Origin of the sequence: Leptolyngbya sp. Heron Island J (assembly GCF_000482245.1) — a bacterium.
Lineage (GTDB): Bacteria > Cyanobacteriota > Cyanobacteriia > Phormidesmidales > Phormidesmidaceae > Leptothoe.
Genome location: NZ_AWNH01000080.1, coordinates 1 through 18,602, shown reverse-complemented (window position 1 = coordinate 18,602; position 18,602 = coordinate 1). Strand labels below are relative to the sequence as shown.

Sequence of the window (18,602 nt, the reverse complement as noted above, 5' to 3'; positions counted from 1 at the left end):
ATGATTTGCGGCAAGCGCATCGAGCTGATGGTGTACCTACAATCTGAAGAACCTTGGGTGGATAGGTCGCATCAAAGCTCGGTACATATCCTGGACTAGGACTGAGCCACCTCATACCTATGAGGATAATTACTCGCCACTATAGTGGATCTCCGCCTAATGTCTAGGAAAATTTGCAAATCCAGGCCGTGAGTTCACTGCGCATCTCTTAGTTATATCAACAGTTATCTCAACCCACCATGACCGAGGCCACTAATTTTGTAATGCCTGCTGTCCCTGACGAATTTCAAAGTATTTATCGTGGCGTCAGTGAAGTTTTTCCCCATCAGCCTGAGTCGAACGACCCCGACGAAAGTCTACTGGCCAGACTCCAGCAGACCGATCGTCCCCTACGCGTTAAATTAGGCATTGACCCAACGGGGGCAGAAATCCATGTGGGCCATAGTATTCCGGTGAGAAAGCTGCGGGCATTCCAGGATTCTGGTCATACAGCTATTTTGTTAATTGGCGACTTTACCGCTCGGATTGGCGACCCCACGGGCAAATCGGAGGTGCGCAAACAGCTGACGGAGGCTGAGGTCAAAGCGAATGCTGAAACCTATATCGAACAGGTGCGGCCCATTTTGGACTTTGATACCCCCGGTCGCTTAGAAATTCGATATAACTCAGAGTGGCTTTCAGAGCTGGATCTCAGCAAAATCATCAACCTGCTGGGTACCATGACCGTTGGCCAAATGCTGGCTAAAGAAGGGTTTGCCAAGCGCTATGAACAGGGAAATCCGGTTTATCTGCATGAATTTCTATATCCGCTGCTCCAAGGGTATGACTCGGTAGCACTGCAGGCGGATGTGGAGCTAGGGGGAACTGACCAAAAGTTTAATATTGCTGTCGGTCGAGACATGCTGCGTCATTTTGGCCACAGACCCCAGTTTGGGCTGTTGATGCCGCTGTTGTTAGGGACCGACGGTAGTCAAAAAATGTCTAAATCCCTAGGCAACTATGTCGGGCTGCAGGAAGATCCACTGTCAATGTATTCCAAGCTAGAGAAAGTACCAGATGCATTGATTGCGGAGTATTTTGAGCTGCTGACAAAACGACCGTTGGATCATCTGCCAGACAATCCTCGGGAAGCTCAAAAACAGCTGGCTCTGGATATTACGGCTCAATTTCATGGCGAGGCAGCGGCTCAGCAGGCCCAGAAAGATGCCATTAACCTGGTGCAGGGTGGAGCGGGCAAAGCCGAAGCGGTGCCCGAGTTTTCCCTGACAGCGGTCAATTTTCCAGCCAAGGTTTTCTATTTGCTGGGGGCTACACCGCTGTGTAGCAGCAGCAGCGATGCCCGGCGTCAGATTAAGGGAGGTGCGGTCAAACTAGATGGGGAAAAAGTGAGCGACCCTAACCTGGAGTTTGGCGGCCCTGACGAGTTGGCGGGTAAAGTTTTGCAGGTGGGCAAGAAAAAATTTGTGAGGCTGGTGCCATGATGGCGACAAATTCAGTTGCGGATCGGATTATTGTGCCGTTGGATGTACCTAGTATGGAGGATGCGATCGCACTCCTCGACCGGTTGCCCGACGTCACCTTTTGGAAAGTCGGTCTAGAACTATTTGTCAGTGCTGGCCCCGCCATTTTGGAGCAACTCAAACAGCGCCAAAAGCGGATCTTTCTCGACCTCAAATTCCACGATATCCCCAACACCATGGCCGGAGCCTGTCGTGCTGCCGGTCGCTATGGCGTCGATTTAGTCACCGTTCATGCCCCGGCGGGTAAAGTAGCTTTGCAAGCGGCCCAGGCGGCCGCTCTGGAGGGGGCAGCTGAGACCGGCTGTCCGCCGCCCAATCTAATTGCCGTTACCTTGCTGACCAGCATTAACCCTCGGACCCTGGCGATGGAACTGAAAGTATCCCTGGAGCTAACGGACTATGCCTTACAAATGGCACTATTGGCCCAGGAAAGCAGTCTGAGTGGGATTGTCTGCTCGCCCCAAGAGGCTGCAGACCTGCGTCGGGTCTGCGGCGATCAGTTTTTGCTGGTGTGCCCTGGGGTGAGGCCGACTGGCGTGGCTAAAGGCGATCAGCAGCGAGCGATGACTCCCGCTCAAGCGATCGCAGCTGGGGCTAGCTATTTGGTTGTTGGTCGACCGATTACTCAGGCGGCCGATCCGGCGATCTCATTTCGGCAGATTTGTGATGAAATTGCGGGGAGTAGAAAGTGATGTTTTGGCGATCGCAACTGCTTTAGGAATGGCTTTTTTTACTCCAAACTTGAGTTCCCAAAAACTGGTGAGCGGTGTGCTGAGTCTATTGAGCATTGTCCTGGGCAGTTCTCCTAGTCTGGCTCAGTTACCAGAACTACCAACCCCCACCCCGTCTGCTTCTACCGCAGCCCCCAAAACGCCCACATCCCCAGAACAGGAACAAACCGAAACCACGTTTATTCGCCCCCAGACCAGCTGCCCTACCGACTTAGATAGTCTCTCTAAACTGCTAATCCGAGATATTCCCAGCTACACAAACCGCATTTTGCAAAGCAGCGTTGCCGACATTCCTACCGCTTATCGGCCAGCCTATGTCATTGCAGCCAGCCAGCCAGATCAGGTGCCTCTGGAGATTAGAGATCGGGTGTATACAACACTGCCTGACAGCAGCGAGCAGCTGCGACAGCTCTTTTTCACCACGTTAGAACGACAATATTCAGGTTTAGAAGCCACCGCTATTAACCATTTCCATTGGCTGTTTCTGGCACCTGATGATATGGGCTGGCGCATGGTATTTATGTTTTCTGCCATTGCAGCGGGTGATGACGCCCAAATTCCACCCCGCGACAGCAGTCAGGGCAGCGTCGGTCAAGCAGTCCAGCAATGGTTGAGAGATTGTCGTGCCGAGGCCATTTTTCCTGAGTAGCCGATTGTGGGCCCGGCTTGTAGGGGCGTTCCATGGAACGCCCCTACAAGCCGGGGAAAATTTATTCCACCGATTCATCTAGCTTTTTACGGATGGCCTGAATGTCCTGCCACATCAGCCATTTAGGCTTACCCTTTTCACGCGATGGATTGCGAAGTAAATAGGCTGGGTGGAAAATTGGCATGCAATGGCGGCCTTCCCATTCCATCCACTGACCTCGGACTTTAGTAATGCCTCTGGTTTCACCCAGCAGTCCTTTGAGAGCTGTTCCGCCTGTTAGCAAAATAATTTTGGGGTCTACCAGTCGTACCTGTTCTTTTAAATAGGGCACGCAGGCGGCGGCTTCCTTGGCCGTAGGTGTGCGGTTATTAGGTGGCCGACATTTCACGACGTTGCAAATGTAAACATCGTTTTTGGTATCTAACCGCACCGAGGCCAAAATTTTGTCTAGTAGCTGACCGGACTTACCGACAAAGGGCAATCCCTGCTCGTCCTCTTGCTGGCCTGGACCTTCACCAATAATCATGATGGCAGCATTGGGGTTGCCACGGCTAATAACTACATTGATCCGACCACTGGCTAAACCACAGCGCTGACACTGATTGCAATGCTGGGCTAGCTGGTCTAGATCCTGGTAGGTACCAGCAGGAATTGGAATGCTGGCGCTGGTGGGTATTTGCTCCCAGGTTTCGGGGGTTAAGGTTGCGGCTGGCTGATCACCAAACAGACCAATTTGCTCCGTCATGAAATCGTCGAGTAGCAAAGGACACAAAGACCTAGTTTAAAGGGAAACCATGGAGGTGGAATCTCTCATTGGATTTACTTAAGCTACAAAAGCCGACGATAGTGTTCAATCATGCGGGATGCGATCGCATCCCACCCATAATTCTCCTTAGCAAAACCTCGGCCATTCTCCCCCCGCTGCCGTCGTTCCGCATCATCCGCCAGCGCCTCAGCCAAGGCCTGGGTCAGTTTTCTCTGCTCACACCCCGTTACCCATCCACTCTGACTCCCCTGAATATCCTGCCAGATATGGACCTGGTCTGAAATCACCACAGGTTTACCCGCCATCATCGCTTCAGCCACAGCGATACCAAAGTTTTCATAGTAAGACGGCAGCACAAACAAATCCGCCGCCTGCAAAATTTGCAGCTTGAGTTCGCCGGAGACAAATCCCGTTATCGTGGTGCAATCTGCGAGCACAGAATCCTTGATCTGCTGACCAATGGCCTCAACATAGGCCTGGTCCTGGGGATTACCGCCACTCAGAATCAAGTGAAACGAATGGTTCGACTGTCGCAGGGATTCCAGTGCCGGTAGCAGTAAATCCAGCCCTTTTTTAGGGTCGAGCCGCGACATAAACAACACAATTGGCACGTCAGCCGGAATGCCATAACGCTGTCGAATTAGCTGCTGCGCCTCGGCATCATTGCAGGTAATCTCTGGTAGCGTCACTCCTAAAGGCAGCACCATATCCTGAGTTTTGACGCCAAACCGCTCTGATACCCTGGCCTCTTGCTCACTGGTAAAATGTAGTGCCGCTGCACCCTGAATATTAGGCCGCTCCAACAGGGCGGCATAGAGCTGCTTAAACTGTTTTTTCTTAGCTAAATCCGCCGGGTCTAGGGTACCCAGGGGGCGCAAAATATAGGGAAGCTGCTGCCAACGAGCTACCGTTGCCGCCGCACTACTCACTGGCGAAAATAATGCGTGAATATGGGCAATGTCGTAGTCGGCACCATAGCGATTTAGCCACTGCAACAGCTGGAGTGAAAACTTGTAGCGTCGAAACGGAGAGCAGCGAAAGTAAACCGTTCGATAGCCGTCTGTCTCCACAGGCTGATTTAGTGGCACATCTAATGGAGCCTGCCCTTCATCCCCGTTGGCGTCTGTGGTCAGTACGGTGACGTTGGCACCCTGACGCGCTAAGGCCTGGCTCAAGCCACGGACCATCTGACTAGGTCCGCCATACACCAAGGAGATGGATGGCACAATTTGCAAAATATTTAAGGCCTTAGCCATGGGCACCGCGCCAACTAACGATTGATTCGACTATAAACCTTCTGGCCCAGGGGTAAAACTAATAGCCAGGTTAATAGTGACGGGGAAGCATCGGGTACGGCGATGGGGGTGGGGGATGTAGAGGCCAGCAGGATCGGGGGTGCCTCCTGGGGGATTGCATCTGCGGCGGCGATCGCAGGTAAGCTCTCATCTGCCTCGGCATCCGTTAAGAAGCGGCTAGTGCGAGCGACCTCAATTTGCTCAGATGTCAGGGTTGATAAGCCGTCACCATCTGGAAAAATATCGTCAATTGATTCGGGTACGGTGCGATCAAGACCGCTACTCATCAAATTTTCGGCAGGCCCGGCTCCGAAGGTGGAATGGCGCAAACCCAGATTATGCCCCAATTCATGGGCAATCACATCGATTCGACCAAGGCCGTTGTTGAAATCTAAAATGTCATCGCTGATCAATATCCCGTTTAAGCCAATCCAGGCGTTGCCATACTGTATGAGGCCTGTGGTCGTCTCAATCACATCCACAAACCAAAGGTTAATCGGACCGCTATCTTCTGTAGAGTCAGGATGACGGCCAAAATCACCTGGATTTCCAGAAAACGATAAATCTAAAAATTCATCCTCATCGGTGGTCAAGTAGGTGCTGTCGTTGAGCTGATTAAGGGGTAAGAACTCGACATCAATATTGGCCTGGCTCCAAATTTTGTCGGTAATGGCTTCAAAAAACTCAACCTGGGCGCAAATAAAGCCAGTATCATCACAGACTTGAATCGGCTGCACTTCCAGCACGAGCATATCTGACTGACGCAGGGAAACAGGGGTGGCAGGGGATGAACTATCGTCGCTAGCGGCATTACCACCACAGGCCGCCACCATAACAGTGATGCCTGCCAGTACTGGTAACCGAGTTATTAATGCCTTACTGACCCGTGTTGATGATATGCTCACTGGCTGAAACCGATGCATTCTACTGGTGAGCTAAGGATTTAACCAGCTCAACCTAGATTTTATCGGAACATCAAAAAAAACATGCGAGTGATAGCTTATGAAGCTTCTTGAACTGTCAACTTGGAGGTTGGTGCCGCGATGAGGTGCTTGTATGCGTACGCAGGTTGAGGTCTAGGGGATTGCCCAAATTGCCCAGAGATCAAGTCCCAGGTTGAGGCTGTAGATGGTTGGATGGGGTAACGGGGGCATGATTTTAGGGCGCGAGCCTAAGCGGCTAATAACTCCTGGTAAAACGCTAAAAGTTCCGTTGCTAGGGCTTTGTTTGTGTAACGCTGTAGGGCTCTGGCATAGCCTTTTTTGGCAAGTGTCTGATGGATATCGGGCTGTTGGATTAGTTGGCTTAATCGATCGGCCAGGGCCTGGTGATCGCCTTCTGGAAAAACTAAGCCACTGTCATCAATCACGTAGGGAATCTCACCAGAATCGGAGCCAATCACCGGAACCTGGCAGGCCATGGCTTCAATTAATACATGGCCAAACTGTTCTTTCCACCCGACAGACGTCAGGGTTTTAAACTCGTAGGTGGTTTCAGAGGGTAGCACCAGACTGTCCATGAGATTGATGTAGTCAGGCACAGCATCATGGGGCACGCTCTCGATCCAGCGAATCCGCTGGGCAATTCCCAGGGTTTGAGCCTGGTTCTGGAGGTCTTGCTTTAAGGGGCCACGCCCCAATAACACCAGGGTCCAGGGCAAATTGGTCAGCGTTGCCAGGGCTTTGAGCAGTGTCACTAATCCCTTTTCTGGGACAAACCGCCCGACAAATCCCACAACAAACCTATCGTCAGAAATGTCCAACTGCTGACGTAGCTGAGGTTGTTCCTTGGGGCAAAACAGAGTCTCGTCTACGCCTAACTGCGGCATTACGCGCACCGGCCCCTGGTAGCCATGGTCTTTTAAAATATTGGCCCCGTCCTGGTTGCCCACCACCAGGCCATCTGTATGGCGTAGGTTGTAGGCTTCCAACCAAGAGAGTGGAAATTTCACCTCATAGGGTAAATTCCACCAGGTAAAAAAGAGATTTTTTGCTTTGTTGCCCAATAGTCGATTTAACGTGATTAACTCGGCATAGCCCAAGGATTTTGAGCCCTGTTCCACCTGAATAATATCGGGTTTAAATGTCTTCAGTAGTTCTATAAGGCCCCAACCAAAACTGAGCAACCCTTGATTGTTCTGGCTCAAGTTGGCGATGGGCACTACTCGAAAAGAGTCTTCTTGACGGGGCTGAGGTTCAACAATGCGGTTTTGCACTCCCCCTGGATTCCATCGCTTTGGTACCACTACGGTGACGTCGTGCCCCATGTGGGCCAGGGTGCGCAGCTTCTCGCAGTTAAGATCAACAATATAGCTGTGGCTGGCAACTAAAACTTTCATGGATTAATTAGGGAATGAGAGTAGTGCAGGCTCACAGGTGGTTAGTTGGCAACAGTTTCTGGCTTGGTCATGGCAGCAGGCATGGCTTGGCTCGGTAAGCTAAAGCGTCTGCCTTTGCTGGTAAAGGTGGTGATCAGAGTCCAGCAGGCTTGTAAAAAGCCTAGGGTGTAAAATCCAAACCGACTGACAATTTTGATGGGAGACCCGCTTTTGTTGCAGGGGGGATTGCCCAGGACGTGACAGTCAAATAAACGTCCTGAGAGTCTGAGTAGCTGCCAGGGAGTGAGGTTCTTTAGCGCCATTAAAAAATGGTTGTGATAAAACGTCAGCTGATATTTAAGGGACCGGGTACTAATATCGTGGCAGCCACCGGTTTCTTCACCCAGGTGGATTAAATTAGCCTCTGGGTCATACCAAATTTTTAACCCCGTGCGGCGAAAGCGGAGACAAAAATCTGATTCTTCGCGAACAGCGCTGCCCTGAAAGCGTTCATCAAATCGGAGATCGTGGTGGGCAAACACATCCCGCCGGAAGGACATGTTGCAGCCTCGGGCGGTGAGTACCTGCTGGGGTTTGACCGTATGCACCAGGTCGATATGGTACCAGGCAATGCCGGGGTCCATCGCTTCTGGTGGCAGGGTTTCGATTCGTTTGGCGGACTTGGTCTCGGCTAGCTTCATCCGGTCAAAGACGCGTCCGGCGACGGCCCCAATGTCTGGACGGGTTTGATAATTTTGCGCGTGGGCAGCCAGGAATCCTGGGGGCAGTTCCACATCATCGTCCAAAAATAGAATGATGTCTCCATGGGAGCGTTCAACTGCATAGTTACGGGCGGCGGGTAGGCTGGCCCAGTCTACGGTATACAGGGTGACTTGGGTATGGGTGGTGACGCTGTTGAGAAACTCTGTGGTGGCGGGTTCATGGCGCTGAGTTTGATCAACAATGATCACTTCAAAGGCTGGATAGGTTTGTTCTAGAACATTTTTAACGGTGCTACAGAGCACGGCTTCTCGGCCATAGGTGGGGATCACAACCGATATAAATGGTTCTGAAACGTTAGTCATAGGAAATAAAAGTAGTAATTGGCATAGTAGATAGTGTGTTGACAAGCGTCTCCTGGCTGTACCCTTCAGACCCTATCTGCAGCTGATTATGGATAGCTTAAGCAGACTGCGGTTGTTCTGGGGATGTGGGTTCTAGGGTGGATTGTTGACGCGATCGCAACCGTTTTTGCCTTTTCTTCTTCGGATTCGCCAGTTCCCGCTCCTGTTTATCCAGGGTAGGAATCTTTAGCGCAATCCCCGCCGCCAACCAATAGTAAACAGAGACCGGGTCCACATCCAGCGGATAGTAATAGGGAAAGAAACTAATAAACAGCACAAACACCCACATTGACGCCGCATATCCCCGCAGGTTTTTATCCCTCGTTTTTCGATAGGCCTTAAATGTAGCGATCGTCAGTGCGGTATATAAGACCAGCACAAATAGCAACCCTAAGGGACCCAGCTCATAGAGCAGCTTTGGATGGTAAGTCTCAACGAGGCGCACTCTACCAAACAGCCGTGCTCCGTTAGTTGCCCGCGCCACACCATTGCCCAGAATGCCGTTCTGAGCATCCAGGACCTCCGTAAACTGCTGCACTACAAACTCCTGGGGCGGCGAAGCATTCCATCTAGCCTCAAAGCTATCAATACGCTCCTGCAGCAGCGCTGGATTACGGATAGTCAGCCCTACCAGAATCAGCCCTAAAACAACACCAACGGGGACAAAGCGTTTCAGGTTGGCCACCTGTCCTGTCAGGATACTTAATCCACCGACCACAATCGGTACAAGCATTAACGCAATCCGCTGGCCAGAAACCACCGCCATCACAAAGATAACCACCAGCGAAACAATGCCCACCAATCGCCAGAACGGTGAGCGATCGTTAAAAGCGGTACCAAAGCTAAAAAAGGCACTAGAAATCAAAAACCAGCCCCACTGCCAGGGGGCAACAAAAGTCCCTGGCAACCGAATTTGACCCTGGGAGGGACTATACAGCAGCGATCCCCCCACAAAACAGCGGGATTGGAGCGATGCTTTAAACAAATCGACCCCCTGGGCTCCCGTACCCTCAGTACCCGCGCAGACTCCCGTTTTGAGCATCAAATATTGGGCAAAGCCCAGGGCACAGGCCACAATTACCAACACCGCCTGAATCCGCAGCAAAAAGTAAAGGTCTTCTGAGGTGCGCATCAGGTAGTAGATACAGGTAATGACCGGCAGATACCCCAATAAAATTTTGATTCCCAAAATACCCATCAGGAAAGGTTGTTCACCCCCACCCGCCTGGAGCTGCTGGGGTAAGTTGATGAGCAAAAGATTTAAGATGACGATGGCTAGCACCAGCACCAAAGGCACCTTTAACGCCTCTGGCAGTAAAATTGGCTGACGTTTTCGACGACACATCTGGATCACGCCAATCAAGGCTGGGATGTAGAAGGCATCTTTAGCCAGCTGCAATAAAGCATTGCCCCCCAGCATGTAAGTGACGGTACCGGAAAATGGAATATAGATAATAAATGCGTAGAGAGCGTAGCGCTGGTACTTAAACGACAGGCTAAGACAGAGCAAACTGGCCGTCGCCGCCACCCCCAGAGTGGGTTCTACGATCAGACCCAATAAAAGCCCCACCAGCCCAGAGGCGATAAAGGCCAGAACCGTAAACTGGATCAGCTTAGCCCGTGCTTTTGCAGCTTCTCGTTCCTTGGCCCGTTGTTCCTTACGTGTGAGTACTGGTTCTGTTGGTTGATCCAGGACGACCGCTGCTGAGCGAGAACGTTTTCTAGATTTGCGAGGAGTGATAGTGGATGAGCGTTTTTGGGAGCGTTTCTTAAGCTTTGTAGGGACCATGGGCGACGAAAAAAGGCAGTGGGCAATAGACAGTGGGCGGTGTGGTCAAAGCATCGGTCGATGATGGCAGCACAAACACCAACTCGCCCCTTAACTCTAGAGCTTTAATCTTGGAACACGGCTAATCAGGGTCACTAGTCTCAATTTACCCAAACCTGGTGCGATTGATAGATAAATCGCACTGGAATTGAATCAACCTTACAAGAACTTTTTATACAAGCAAGTTTACGTAAGGTTGGCAAAACTCCCCTTTCCTATCTACCTAAGCGATTTGGAATATCATGACACCCGCCTGGAATAGTAGCGCGAGTTTTGCTGCCACCCCACTGGCACAGGTAGCAGCGTTGGGCTTCAGACAGCCGCTGCATGTTGGAAAAATCTGCACCTTCGATCACTGCGCCGGTAAACTCACCAGTTTCGTAATTGGGGACATCGTTGCGGGTGCGGGGTGTGGCAGTTTCTGGAGGGCCATAGAAAAACCGGGCACCCATGACATCGGTCCCCGATAAATCGGCATCGCACAAAACTGCGCGGGCCAAGTCTGTACGCACTAGATTGCACTGGGATAGATTCGACCGAATCAGGTTGACATCGCTCAGGTCGACCCAGCGCAGGTCGCTACCCGATAGGTCCCCTGCTGCCAGCATGACACCAAGGTCAATGACGCGGGTACCCTTGAGTCGGTCCTCGGCATAGCCGCCTGCCCCATCCAGAATGGGACGCCCCAGTCGCTGATCGCGGGCCAGGGGGGTGAGCAGCTTAGAGCGGGACAAAAACCGTAATACTTTCGCTTTCCCGGCTCCATCGATGCTGCCTAAAATAGCAGCGGTGCGGGCTTCAGCAATAATCCGTTCCTGGGGCCAGTCTTCTAACAGGCCTTCATCGTCCAACACCAGTTCGGAAATGCCCTGAAAGTAAGCATCAATAGTTTGCTGCTGGGTGATTAAATTTTGCTGCGTCGTCAGATCGCGAGAAATAATAAACTGCCGCCAGGCAACATATAGGGCCAAAACTGCGATAAAAATTTGGCCTAACGCTCCAAGAAAATCCCCCAGGGCACCGATGGCATCCCAGCGTAATGTTGCTCCCCACCGCAGGATTTGGGCATTAATGCCGCTCACCTGCATCAGACCGTAGATCCCTAGGAGCAGCCCAGGGATGGCAATAATCAGTGACCGTTGCTCGGGGGATAGATCATTGACGACGGCCCGCAGGGTAGGCATAGCCAGCCGAATGGAAATGGCCAGGGCAATTAAGGAGCCAAAGAAAATTAACCAAAAGCTATCTAACACTAAACCGACAGCGGTGATTAGTGTGGATGCGATCGCAATCAATAATGGTACAGACACCTTCATTTGACTATTGACCAGGTCCACAGCCAGTTCTTCAATCTGGGGGTCAGCATGGGGCTCAGAAGCAAAATCAGGATCTGGGTTGTAATCAACCGTAAACCGCTCTTTTGCAACAGGCGGTGTCGGTGGTGCCAATGCCGCTGAAAGTTCCTCAGCATCACGATTAAATGGCTTTTGGGCACTCATAATCAGGTTGCGTTTTCTCTAGGCCAGCGAGTCCAAATCGGGGTTGAGAGGGCAATAGTCATCTACGCTATTACGCAGTTGAGTTTAGCCCGAAAGGAACGTCTACCATTAAACTATCTTCAGAGTTTTAATGGTTTCTCGGGTTTTCTGCGCAATGGTGACGGTCCTAATTTTGTTAGCCGCAGTTGGTATTCTGATTTGGGGGTTTATCCGAGCCCGGCCCGATGGCAAGCTGGGAATTTTTGCCTGGCTACAGTCGGTGGTGTTGATGGTGCCCTGGTTGGCCTTTTTTGGTTTATTCACCTTTGGTATTTATCTCAACCTGGCCTGGGTGCTAACCCTGGTTGTGATTTCCACTGGGGCCTATATCTATTTAGGACGTCAGCTGAGGGCATTGGCGAATGCGGCCCCGCCGCCTAAAGAGACGCTAGCAGAACCGCTGGAAGCATCATCGGAGCCAGAGGTAGTTCCTAGCTCAGATGCTGAAATCAGCGTCATTGAGGTGAAACCAGAAAGTGCGGTAGACGCCCCACCGGCCCGACCCCCGGCTATTCCACCAGAAGATCTGGCCGAGATTGAAGAGATTTTTGGTGTTGATACCTTCTTTAAAACCGAAACGGTGCCCTATGCGGCAGGCGTGTTCTTTAAGGGCAATCTGCGGGGAGAACCCGATGCCACGGTTAAGACATTGGTGGCGCAGCTGGAAAATCGCTTTGACGATCGCTATCGACTGTTTTTAATCAATGGTCCCGATGAGCGGCCTGCCATTATTGTGCTGCCCAGCAGCTCCGATCCAAAAGCCGCTGATATTCGCCAGCAGCTTTTGGCAGTGGCCCTTGCGATCGCAACATTTATCACCAGTTTAGAAACCGGAGCCCTGCTCAAAGACTTCACCCTATTTGAACAACCCGATCGTTGGCCACAAGTTTTACCCACCGCCCTGGCCGTTTTAGCCATTCTGGTGGTGCATGAAATCGGCCATCGCTGGCAGGCTAGGCGTTATACCATCAAACTCAGTCCCCCCTTTGCCCTACCCGCCTGGCAGCTAGGCTCCTTTGGAGCCCTCACCCGGTTTGAATCCCTGCTACCCAATCGCACCGTCCTATTTGACATTGCCTTTGCGGGTCCGGCAGCCGGTGGATTGCTTTCCCTGGTCATGCTGGTAGTGGGGCTGGTCCTATCCCATCCCGGCAGCCCCTACCAGCTACCAGTAGAGTTCTTCCAGGAGTCAGTTTTAGTGGGTACTCTGGCCCGCACCGTCCTGGGCGATGCCCTGCAAACCAACGACCTAATCGACGTTGATCCGCTGGTGTTGATGGGCTGGCTCGGTCTAGTAATTACTGCCCTCAACGTCATGCCTGCTGGTCGCATTGACGGCGGTCGAATCGTCCAAGCCATCTACGGTCGCAAAATTGCCGGACGCGCCACTGCCGTTACCCTGATTCTCCTCATCATTGTTGCCCTGGCGAACCCTCTGGCCCTTTACTGGGGAGCCCTGATCTTATTTTTACAGCGCGGCGAAGAACGCCCCTGTATTGACGACATTAGCGAACCGGACGATGCCCGTGCGGCTTTGGCGTTACTGATCCTCTTTCTCATGCTGGCCACATTGTTGCCCCTGAGCCCGGCCTTAGCCGGACGTCTTGGTATTGGCTAACCCAGCTACATTACAAGCCGCGTAGTCAATCTGGATGGCAAATGAGTACAGCTTAGACTCACCGGCAGAGTGATACGCAGCGTAGTTCGCCTCGCGAAGCGTGGCCAACACTTTTTCATCCAGCACATCATAGCCAGAACTGTTCAACAGTTCTGGGTCACCGCTCAACATGCCATCAGGACCAACCTCCACCATCACACTGACGGAATCTCCAGGTGCCTCATCCAAACACTCCTGTAAAGGAACAGTCACTGGAGATAATGCCCGCTCTAAATCACGCAAACGACTGGGCAAACCACCCTGCTGTGATATCTCCCCTAGTCGGCTCAGGGCCACCGTATCACCAACTCGTGTTCCGTCAAAATTACTATAGCTATCAAGGCTGGCCAGACGCTGATCGAGCGTCGGCTCAGATGTTGCCTCATCCTCACCATTACCCAGATCGGTCTGGTGATTTTCTATACCTGAATTATCTTCCCACTCACTATCATCCAATGGCTCGGGTTCCGGCTCAAGCTCATCTAATATTTCTGGGTCAGCAATAACAATGTCCTCAACGGCTTCTTCCACAGTTGGCGGCTCTACCGGGAGCGGCTCGGCTGGCTCCGGCACGGGGGACTGCAGCGAGTCAGGAGCTGTCGCCAGCTTTGGCAAGGTTACCACCTGAATCACCTCTGGCTCAGACGGTTCTGGCGGCTCGTTTTTTTCTTCAACCAGGTTTGGCATAGGTAGTGCCAGCACTAGACCATGTAAACCAATCGAGACCATCACCAGGGATGTTACCCAGCTATTTAATTTCGACACGCGAAATTTGGTCATGGTAGGAGGGACGAGGAAAGAGGAGAGAAGAATTAAGCGGGATGACAAAGAACGGAGATTGACTGCTTAATGATCATTCCTTGCAGAATTTGGCAGTGGACCCTAGCCTGGTCAATTTTTTAATTGGAGCTGGGACAAGAGTATGCCCTTTCCAGGGTAAATTAGCCAACATTGAGTCGCATTGATATCGGTCACTCAGATAGTGTTTTCTGGGCGACTACTTGCTAAACCAGACATCAGCAGGAACTCTCCATGGCCCGAGCCAAAACCGGCAAAACTAAAACCGGCACATTAGTAGCCTTGGGACTATTGTTTTCCCTGGGCGTGGTGCTATTTGTACAGTTGACCAACCGACAAATAGTGCCGCTGCAACCCACGTCCATGCCCCCCCAAGTTACCCTACTCACCGATCCATTTTTACAGTCACCAACTGATTCATCCGTACGAGTGGTCTGGTTTACTGAATTTGCAGGTCGCGAGCATCAAGTGATTTATGGTCCCGGCGATCAGATAGCGATTGCCAATACGACCCAACTTAGTCGCACCCGTGAAGATGCCAAATCTAAAACCACGGAACCCTACGAAAATGTTACAAACCGACCGATCTGGCGACATGAAGCAGAAATTACAGGATTACAGCCTGGCTTCAGAGTCCCCTATAACGTTATTAGTACTACAGAGGATGGTACTACGGTGCAAAGCGATCGCTTCTCCCTGAATGCATCTCCCCCGGCAGGTCAGCCCCTGAAGATCCTGCTCACTTCCGATCATCAGATGATGCCGATGACCGCGGCCAATTTACAAAAAGTAGAAGAAACCATCGGTCAGGTTGATGGTGTTTTTCTGGCAGGCGATTTAGTCAATATTCCAGACCGGGCATCGGAGTGGTTTGACGATGCTCGCGGTGGAGCCTTTTTTCCTTGTTTGCAAGGCCGGGGCAACTACACCCTGGTAAAGAATGATACTAGTACCGTGTATAAAGGAGGGCAGCTGATCCAAAATGCCCCCCTGTTCCCAGCCATCGGCAACCATGAAGTCATGGGTCGCAACAGCATCATGGTGGACCTGAATGACCAGTTTAATGATCCGGTTCCCTGGAGTGCCGCCAAACAACTCTATGACCAGCACCCTAATGTGTTTAACCCCACCAATAGCGATGACGTAGAACAACGCTGGCTCAAAAACAACTCGTTTAATATCGATACCTATAACGAGATTTTTTCACTACCGAAAGTCTCCCGTGGTGATGGCCAAACCCAGCGCTACTATGCCACCACCTTGGGGGATGTACGACTGGTGTCTCTATATGTCACCCAGATTTGGCGCATGTTTACCGTCGATGATGAAATCCGGGGACGTTATCAAGAACGGGCGGCTGACCTCGATAAACCACAAAACTGGGGCCATGGCCATATGATTTTTGAGAGCATTGAGCCCGATAGTCCTCAGTATGAATGGTTGCAAACAGAACTCGCCAGCGACGAATTTCAGCAGGCCAGGTACAAAGTTGTTATGCTACACCATCCGGCCCATACCCTGGGTGACAATGTAGTACCTGCGTTTACCACTCCGGTGCCGGTCTATGATCATGATGATGATGGAAATCTCACCGGGATTCGCTACGAATATCCTCAAGATGAAGACCACATTATCAAATATCTGTTGCCGCTGTTAGAAGACGCTGGCACCGATCTGATGTTTTATGGTCACTCTCATGTTTGGAACCGGTTTGCTAGCGATCGCGGTTTGCATTTTTTAGAATCATCTAATGTGGGCAATACCTATGGAGCCTATACCGCTGCCAACCCCCGGCAAGTAGTCCCTAACGATAGCCGCTTTCAAGAAACCTATATCGCCGCTGGCGACCCCAATGGGTTAACCCCGATTATACCCACACTCAAACCCCTTAAAGATGATGCGGGTCAGCCAATGCCCTACGTTTCTAGTAATGATCTAACCGTTTTTAGCATTCTCGATACTAGTTCAGGTACCGTCACCAGCTATTACTTTGATACCCGTGAACCTGACTCAGATGTCATGCCGTTTGATGTGTTTAGTATTGGTCGATAGAGGGGGAAAACAACTATGAAAATACCGTTTGATGCTGTTGCTACCCAGCGCCGTGTCGACAATTTCTGGAAGCTTGGTGCTAGCTTTGGGATGGAACGTAATGCCTACCACAACTATTTAAATGAGATTGTTAGCGATCGCTATGCCCTGATCAAAGGATTACAGATTTTACGGGATGAACTCCAGTTTGCGGCTGCCAGCCCCACCGATATAAAAGCCTGCGGTGCCGACATGAAGCTACCCAGCGTAGTCACGACGTTGGCCTATACCAACTGTGGCGATCGCATCCACCAGGGTGAAGCCACCAAACGCTATCGCGATGTCGTCGCCTCCCGATTTGCCACCCTATCCGAAATTGGCGAACTGAAGCTAGAAGCCTTTTTCCCAGCGGGTGGGGGCACGGACAATGGTGCCACCCTGGCCCATGTGACCGTAGCCCATGAGCTAGACGAACAGCTAAAGCAGCGGATATATGCTGGCAATCCCCAGTCCATCTCGCTAGTGGCCATTGACCTGAAGACCCATGTTGGTCGATTGCGGGATGGGGACAAACAAGTGTACGGTAAAACCCGAGAGTCTCCCTGGCGTGAGCCACGGGCAGCCTGCGGGGCGATTGTAGGAGCCCTGACCCAGTACAATCCCCAGAACCTGATCCATCGCCGCATTCGCGACGATTTACGAGAGCGCAACTTTCAGTATCTATCCAGCAATCGTATCTTTACCGATGATGGGGTGGATATTACTATGGCGGTCGCCGCTGCGATTGTGGCCATTCGGGGAATTCGCAATACGGCGATGGCCTTGCCCCAGGAACTAGATGAGCGGGGCGTAGCGCATTTGACCGCCAGTGTGACGGTGAATCGGCCTTCGCGGGATGACCTGGTGATTTATCTAGCGCGGGCAACGGTATTTAATGGCAAGGTCCGGATTCAGGGGCTGGGCACGGATGCAGACAAGTTTAGCGGCGAGCTGGTGGAGTATGCCAAAGAGCGACGGCTGCAGCTGCGTTATGGCGATTGGGATTGCGAGAATCTGCCAGTGGAAGAGATTGATTATAAGGTGCGGGGTGCGGGGGTGTAGGAGTTGTCTTTGTGTGTACACGTGCTAATCGAATTTGGCAGACAGTGTCTGTCAAATTGAGTACGCTATTAATCCTAGGAACACCCTGCACTTGGCACTTGACTATTGCTAATGCGAACTAGAATAAAGGCATAAGGTGCTCTAATATCGGTGCATAATGCCTGCTAAAGATCTCTATCATGATGCTGTTCGATTTGCGCTAATCAAAGATGGTTGGGTTATTTTGGCAGAGGATTACAGCCTAGAGTACGGTGGCGATCGTCTGTATGTTGATATTGCTGCGGAGAAACCAATAGTTGCTGAAAAACAAGGCAACAAGATCCTCGTTGAAGTCAAGAGCTTCTTAGGGCGCTCATTTTTTAATGATCTTGAAAGAGCGGTTGGTCAATAGACTTAATCGGAAATAATGATATTCGCTAGAATAGCGGATATTATCGCTACCCAGGTTAGGTCCGATGAAAATGCAGTACGAGACCCTTAAAAATAAGCCTCGTACCCTCCGCAGTTTGACTGGATTGAATCCATCTGAGTTTGAGGGATTATTGCCGAGTTTCGGTATTGCTTGGGACCAGTTTGTATCAGAAACGTTCGAGCGAACCGGTCGCAAGCGAGCCTATGGAGCCGGTCGCAAAGCCCATCTAAAGCTGCTAGAAGATAAGTTACTGTTCATCCTGGTATACTTCCGAATCTACCCCACGCAAGAAGTCCAGGGTTATCTATTCGGCATGAGTCAAGCGCAAGCTAATGAATGGGTGCATCGCCTCACGAGGCTCCTTAATGAGGCATTAGGGAAAGAGCAACAGTTACCCGAAAGACGCCCTGCCAACTTGGAAACCGTCCTGTCATCCTGTCCAAGCTTAGAGTTCATGATTGATGGGACCGACCGTGCGATTAATCGTCCCAAGGATAAAGACAAACAGAAGGATTTTTACAGCGGCAAGCAGAAAACCCATAGTGTCAAAAATCTTGTGATCAATGAGCGCAAAGGTAAAGTGGTTTACTTGAGTAGGACCTATGTCGGCAAGAAGCATGATAAGAAGATAGCCGATGAAGAAGACTACCATTTCCCAGAGGGGAGCACGCTGCTTCAAGACACGGGATTTCAAGGATATCAGCCCGAGGGAGTGACCATTGTGCAACCGAAGAAGAAACCCCGTAATGGAGAGTTAACTGAGGTCGAGAAAGTCATTAATCGGGGCATATCGAGTCTTCGAGTAGAAGTGGAGCATCATATTGGCGGGATCAAA

Annotated in this window: 16 protein-coding genes; 8 read left to right on the top strand and 8 right to left on the bottom strand. The window is 51.3% G+C overall.

The features are described from left to right. The first annotated feature begins 239 nt into the window (after positions 1–239). The 3 genes from tyrS to N836_RS0138975 are packed head-to-tail and all read left to right on the top strand — an operon-like array spanning position 240 to position 2,900. Positions 240–1,481 (top strand): tyrosine--tRNA ligase, encoded by a 1,242-nt coding sequence (gene tyrS, locus N836_RS62275; protein WP_023074950.1) that lies wholly within the window; start codon positions 240–242, stop codon positions 1,479–1,481. Continuing rightward, a complete protein-coding gene (gene pyrF, locus N836_RS62270) occupies positions 1,478–2,212 on the top strand; it encodes an orotidine-5'-phosphate decarboxylase (protein WP_023074949.1) in 735 nt (244 codons plus the stop codon). The genes tyrS and pyrF overlap by 4 nt, the downstream gene beginning before the upstream one ends. Beyond that, positions 2,187–2,900 carry a hypothetical protein gene (locus N836_RS0138975; protein ID WP_023074948.1) on the top strand — a complete coding sequence of 238 codons (714 nt, stop codon included), beginning with the start codon at positions 2,187–2,189 and terminating at the stop codon, positions 2,898–2,900. The genes pyrF and N836_RS0138975 overlap by 26 nt, the downstream gene beginning before the upstream one ends. Positions 2,901–2,961: 61 nt before the next feature. Here N836_RS0138975 and N836_RS62265 read toward each other — a convergent pair whose 3' ends face one another. The 7 genes from N836_RS62265 to N836_RS62235 form a co-directional block, all read right to left on the bottom strand. Next, positions 2,962–3,645 carry a uracil-DNA glycosylase gene (locus N836_RS62265; protein WP_023074947.1) on the bottom strand — a complete coding sequence of 228 codons (684 nt, stop codon included), beginning with the start codon at positions 3,643–3,645 and terminating at the stop codon, positions 2,962–2,964. An 83-nt stretch (positions 3,646–3,728) separates the two neighbouring features. Beyond that, positions 3,729–4,922 carry a hormogonium polysaccharide biosynthesis glycosyltransferase HpsP gene (gene hpsP, locus N836_RS62260; protein ID WP_023074946.1) on the bottom strand — a complete coding sequence of 398 codons (1,194 nt, stop codon included), beginning with the start codon at positions 4,920–4,922 and terminating at the stop codon, positions 3,729–3,731. 14 nt (positions 4,923–4,936) lie between these two features. Beyond that, positions 4,937–5,866 carry a hypothetical protein gene (locus N836_RS62255; RefSeq protein WP_152532234.1) on the bottom strand — a complete coding sequence of 310 codons (930 nt, stop codon included), beginning with the start codon at positions 5,864–5,866 and terminating at the stop codon, positions 4,937–4,939. A 266-nt stretch (positions 5,867–6,132) separates the two neighbouring features. Beyond that, positions 6,133–7,299, bottom strand: coding sequence for a hormogonium polysaccharide biosynthesis glycosyltransferase HpsO (gene hpsO, locus N836_RS62250; protein ID WP_023074944.1), 1,167 nt, complete (start codon positions 7,297–7,299; stop codon positions 6,133–6,135). Between the two features lie 41 nt (positions 7,300–7,340). Next, a complete protein-coding gene (gene hpsN / locus N836_RS62245; RefSeq protein ID WP_023074943.1) occupies positions 7,341–8,363 on the bottom strand; it encodes a hormogonium polysaccharide biosynthesis glycosyltransferase HpsN in 1,023 nt (340 codons plus the stop codon). Positions 8,364–8,460: 97 nt separating this feature from the next. After that, positions 8,461–10,191: a hormogonium polysaccharide biosynthesis protein HpsL gene (gene hpsL / locus N836_RS62240; protein WP_023074942.1), complete on the bottom strand. Its 1,731-nt coding sequence runs from the start codon at positions 10,189–10,191 to the stop codon at positions 8,461–8,463. Positions 10,192–10,445: 254 nt separating this feature from the next. Next, positions 10,446–11,729, bottom strand: coding sequence for a pentapeptide repeat-containing protein (locus tag N836_RS62235; RefSeq protein ID WP_023074941.1), 1,284 nt, complete (start codon positions 11,727–11,729; stop codon positions 10,446–10,448). A gap of 130 nt (positions 11,730–11,859) precedes the next feature. Between N836_RS62235 and N836_RS62230 the strand changes: the two genes are divergently transcribed. Further along, the gene (locus N836_RS62230; protein WP_235071142.1) at positions 11,860–13,386 is read left to right on the top strand and encodes a site-2 protease family protein; all 1,527 of its coding nucleotides are present in this window, start codon (positions 11,860–11,862) and stop codon (positions 13,384–13,386) included. Here the strand turns inward: N836_RS62230 and N836_RS62225 are convergent. Continuing rightward, positions 13,360–14,205 (bottom strand): hypothetical protein, encoded by an 846-nt coding sequence (locus N836_RS62225; RefSeq protein WP_031293607.1) that lies wholly within the window; start codon positions 14,203–14,205, stop codon positions 13,360–13,362. The genes N836_RS62230 and N836_RS62225 overlap by 27 nt on opposite strands. Before the next feature lie 252 nt (positions 14,206–14,457). On the opposite strand from N836_RS62225, the gene N836_RS62220 reads away from it, so the two are divergent. The 4 genes from N836_RS62220 to N836_RS62205 all read left to right on the top strand — a co-directional run. Further along, positions 14,458–16,275, top strand: coding sequence for a purple acid phosphatase family protein (locus N836_RS62220; protein ID WP_023074938.1), 1,818 nt, complete (start codon positions 14,458–14,460; stop codon positions 16,273–16,275). Between the two features lie 15 nt (positions 16,276–16,290). After that, entirely contained in the window at positions 16,291–17,355 is a 1,065-nt protein-coding gene (locus N836_RS62215) for a hypothetical protein (RefSeq protein ID WP_023074937.1), read from the top strand. Positions 17,356–17,512: 157 nt separating this feature from the next. After that, positions 17,513–17,746 (top strand): element excision factor XisH family protein, encoded by a 234-nt coding sequence (locus N836_RS62210; protein WP_023074936.1) that lies wholly within the window; start codon positions 17,513–17,515, stop codon positions 17,744–17,746. 64 nt (positions 17,747–17,810) lie between these two features. Next, positions 17,811–18,602 (top strand): transposase family protein (locus tag N836_RS62205; protein ID WP_023073280.1); only part of this gene is annotated, 792 nt, incomplete at its 3' end.

What these genes read in the sequence shown, in the direction of transcription:
- tyrS (WP_023074950.1), top strand. Translation starts at nt 240, where the DNA reads ATGACCGAGGCCACTAATTTTGTAATGCCTGCTGTCCCTGACGAATTT.
- pyrF (WP_023074949.1), top strand. Translation starts at nt 1,478, where the DNA reads ATGATGGCGACAAATTCAGTTGCGGATCGGATTATTGTGCCGTTGGAT.
- N836_RS0138975 (WP_023074948.1), top strand. Translation starts at nt 2,187, where the DNA reads ATGAAATTGCGGGGAGTAGAAAGTGATGTTTTGGCGATCGCAACTGCT.
- N836_RS62265 (WP_023074947.1), bottom strand. Translation starts at nt 3,645, where the DNA reads ATGACGGAGCAAATTGGTCTGTTTGGTGATCAGCCAGCCGCAACCTTA.
- hpsP (WP_023074946.1), bottom strand. Translation starts at nt 4,922, where the DNA reads ATGGCTAAGGCCTTAAATATTTTGCAAATTGTGCCATCCATCTCCTTG.
- hpsO (WP_023074944.1), bottom strand. Translation starts at nt 7,299, where the DNA reads ATGAAAGTTTTAGTTGCCAGCCACAGCTATATTGTTGATCTTAACTGC.
- hpsN (WP_023074943.1), bottom strand. Translation starts at nt 8,363, where the DNA reads ATGACTAACGTTTCAGAACCATTTATATCGGTTGTGATCCCCACCTAT.
- hpsL (WP_023074942.1), bottom strand. Translation starts at nt 10,191, where the DNA reads ATGGTCCCTACAAAGCTTAAGAAACGCTCCCAAAAACGCTCATCCACT.
- N836_RS62235 (WP_023074941.1), bottom strand. Translation starts at nt 11,729, where the DNA reads ATGAGTGCCCAAAAGCCATTTAATCGTGATGCTGAGGAACTTTCAGCG.
- N836_RS62230 (WP_235071142.1), top strand. Translation starts at nt 11,860, where the DNA reads ATGGTTTCTCGGGTTTTCTGCGCAATGGTGACGGTCCTAATTTTGTTA.
- N836_RS62225 (WP_031293607.1), bottom strand. Translation starts at nt 14,205, where the DNA reads ATGACCAAATTTCGCGTGTCGAAATTAAATAGCTGGGTAACATCCCTG.
- N836_RS62220 (WP_023074938.1), top strand. Translation starts at nt 14,458, where the DNA reads ATGGCCCGAGCCAAAACCGGCAAAACTAAAACCGGCACATTAGTAGCC.
- N836_RS62215 (WP_023074937.1), top strand. Translation starts at nt 16,291, where the DNA reads ATGAAAATACCGTTTGATGCTGTTGCTACCCAGCGCCGTGTCGACAAT.
- N836_RS62210 (WP_023074936.1), top strand. Translation starts at nt 17,513, where the DNA reads ATGCCTGCTAAAGATCTCTATCATGATGCTGTTCGATTTGCGCTAATC.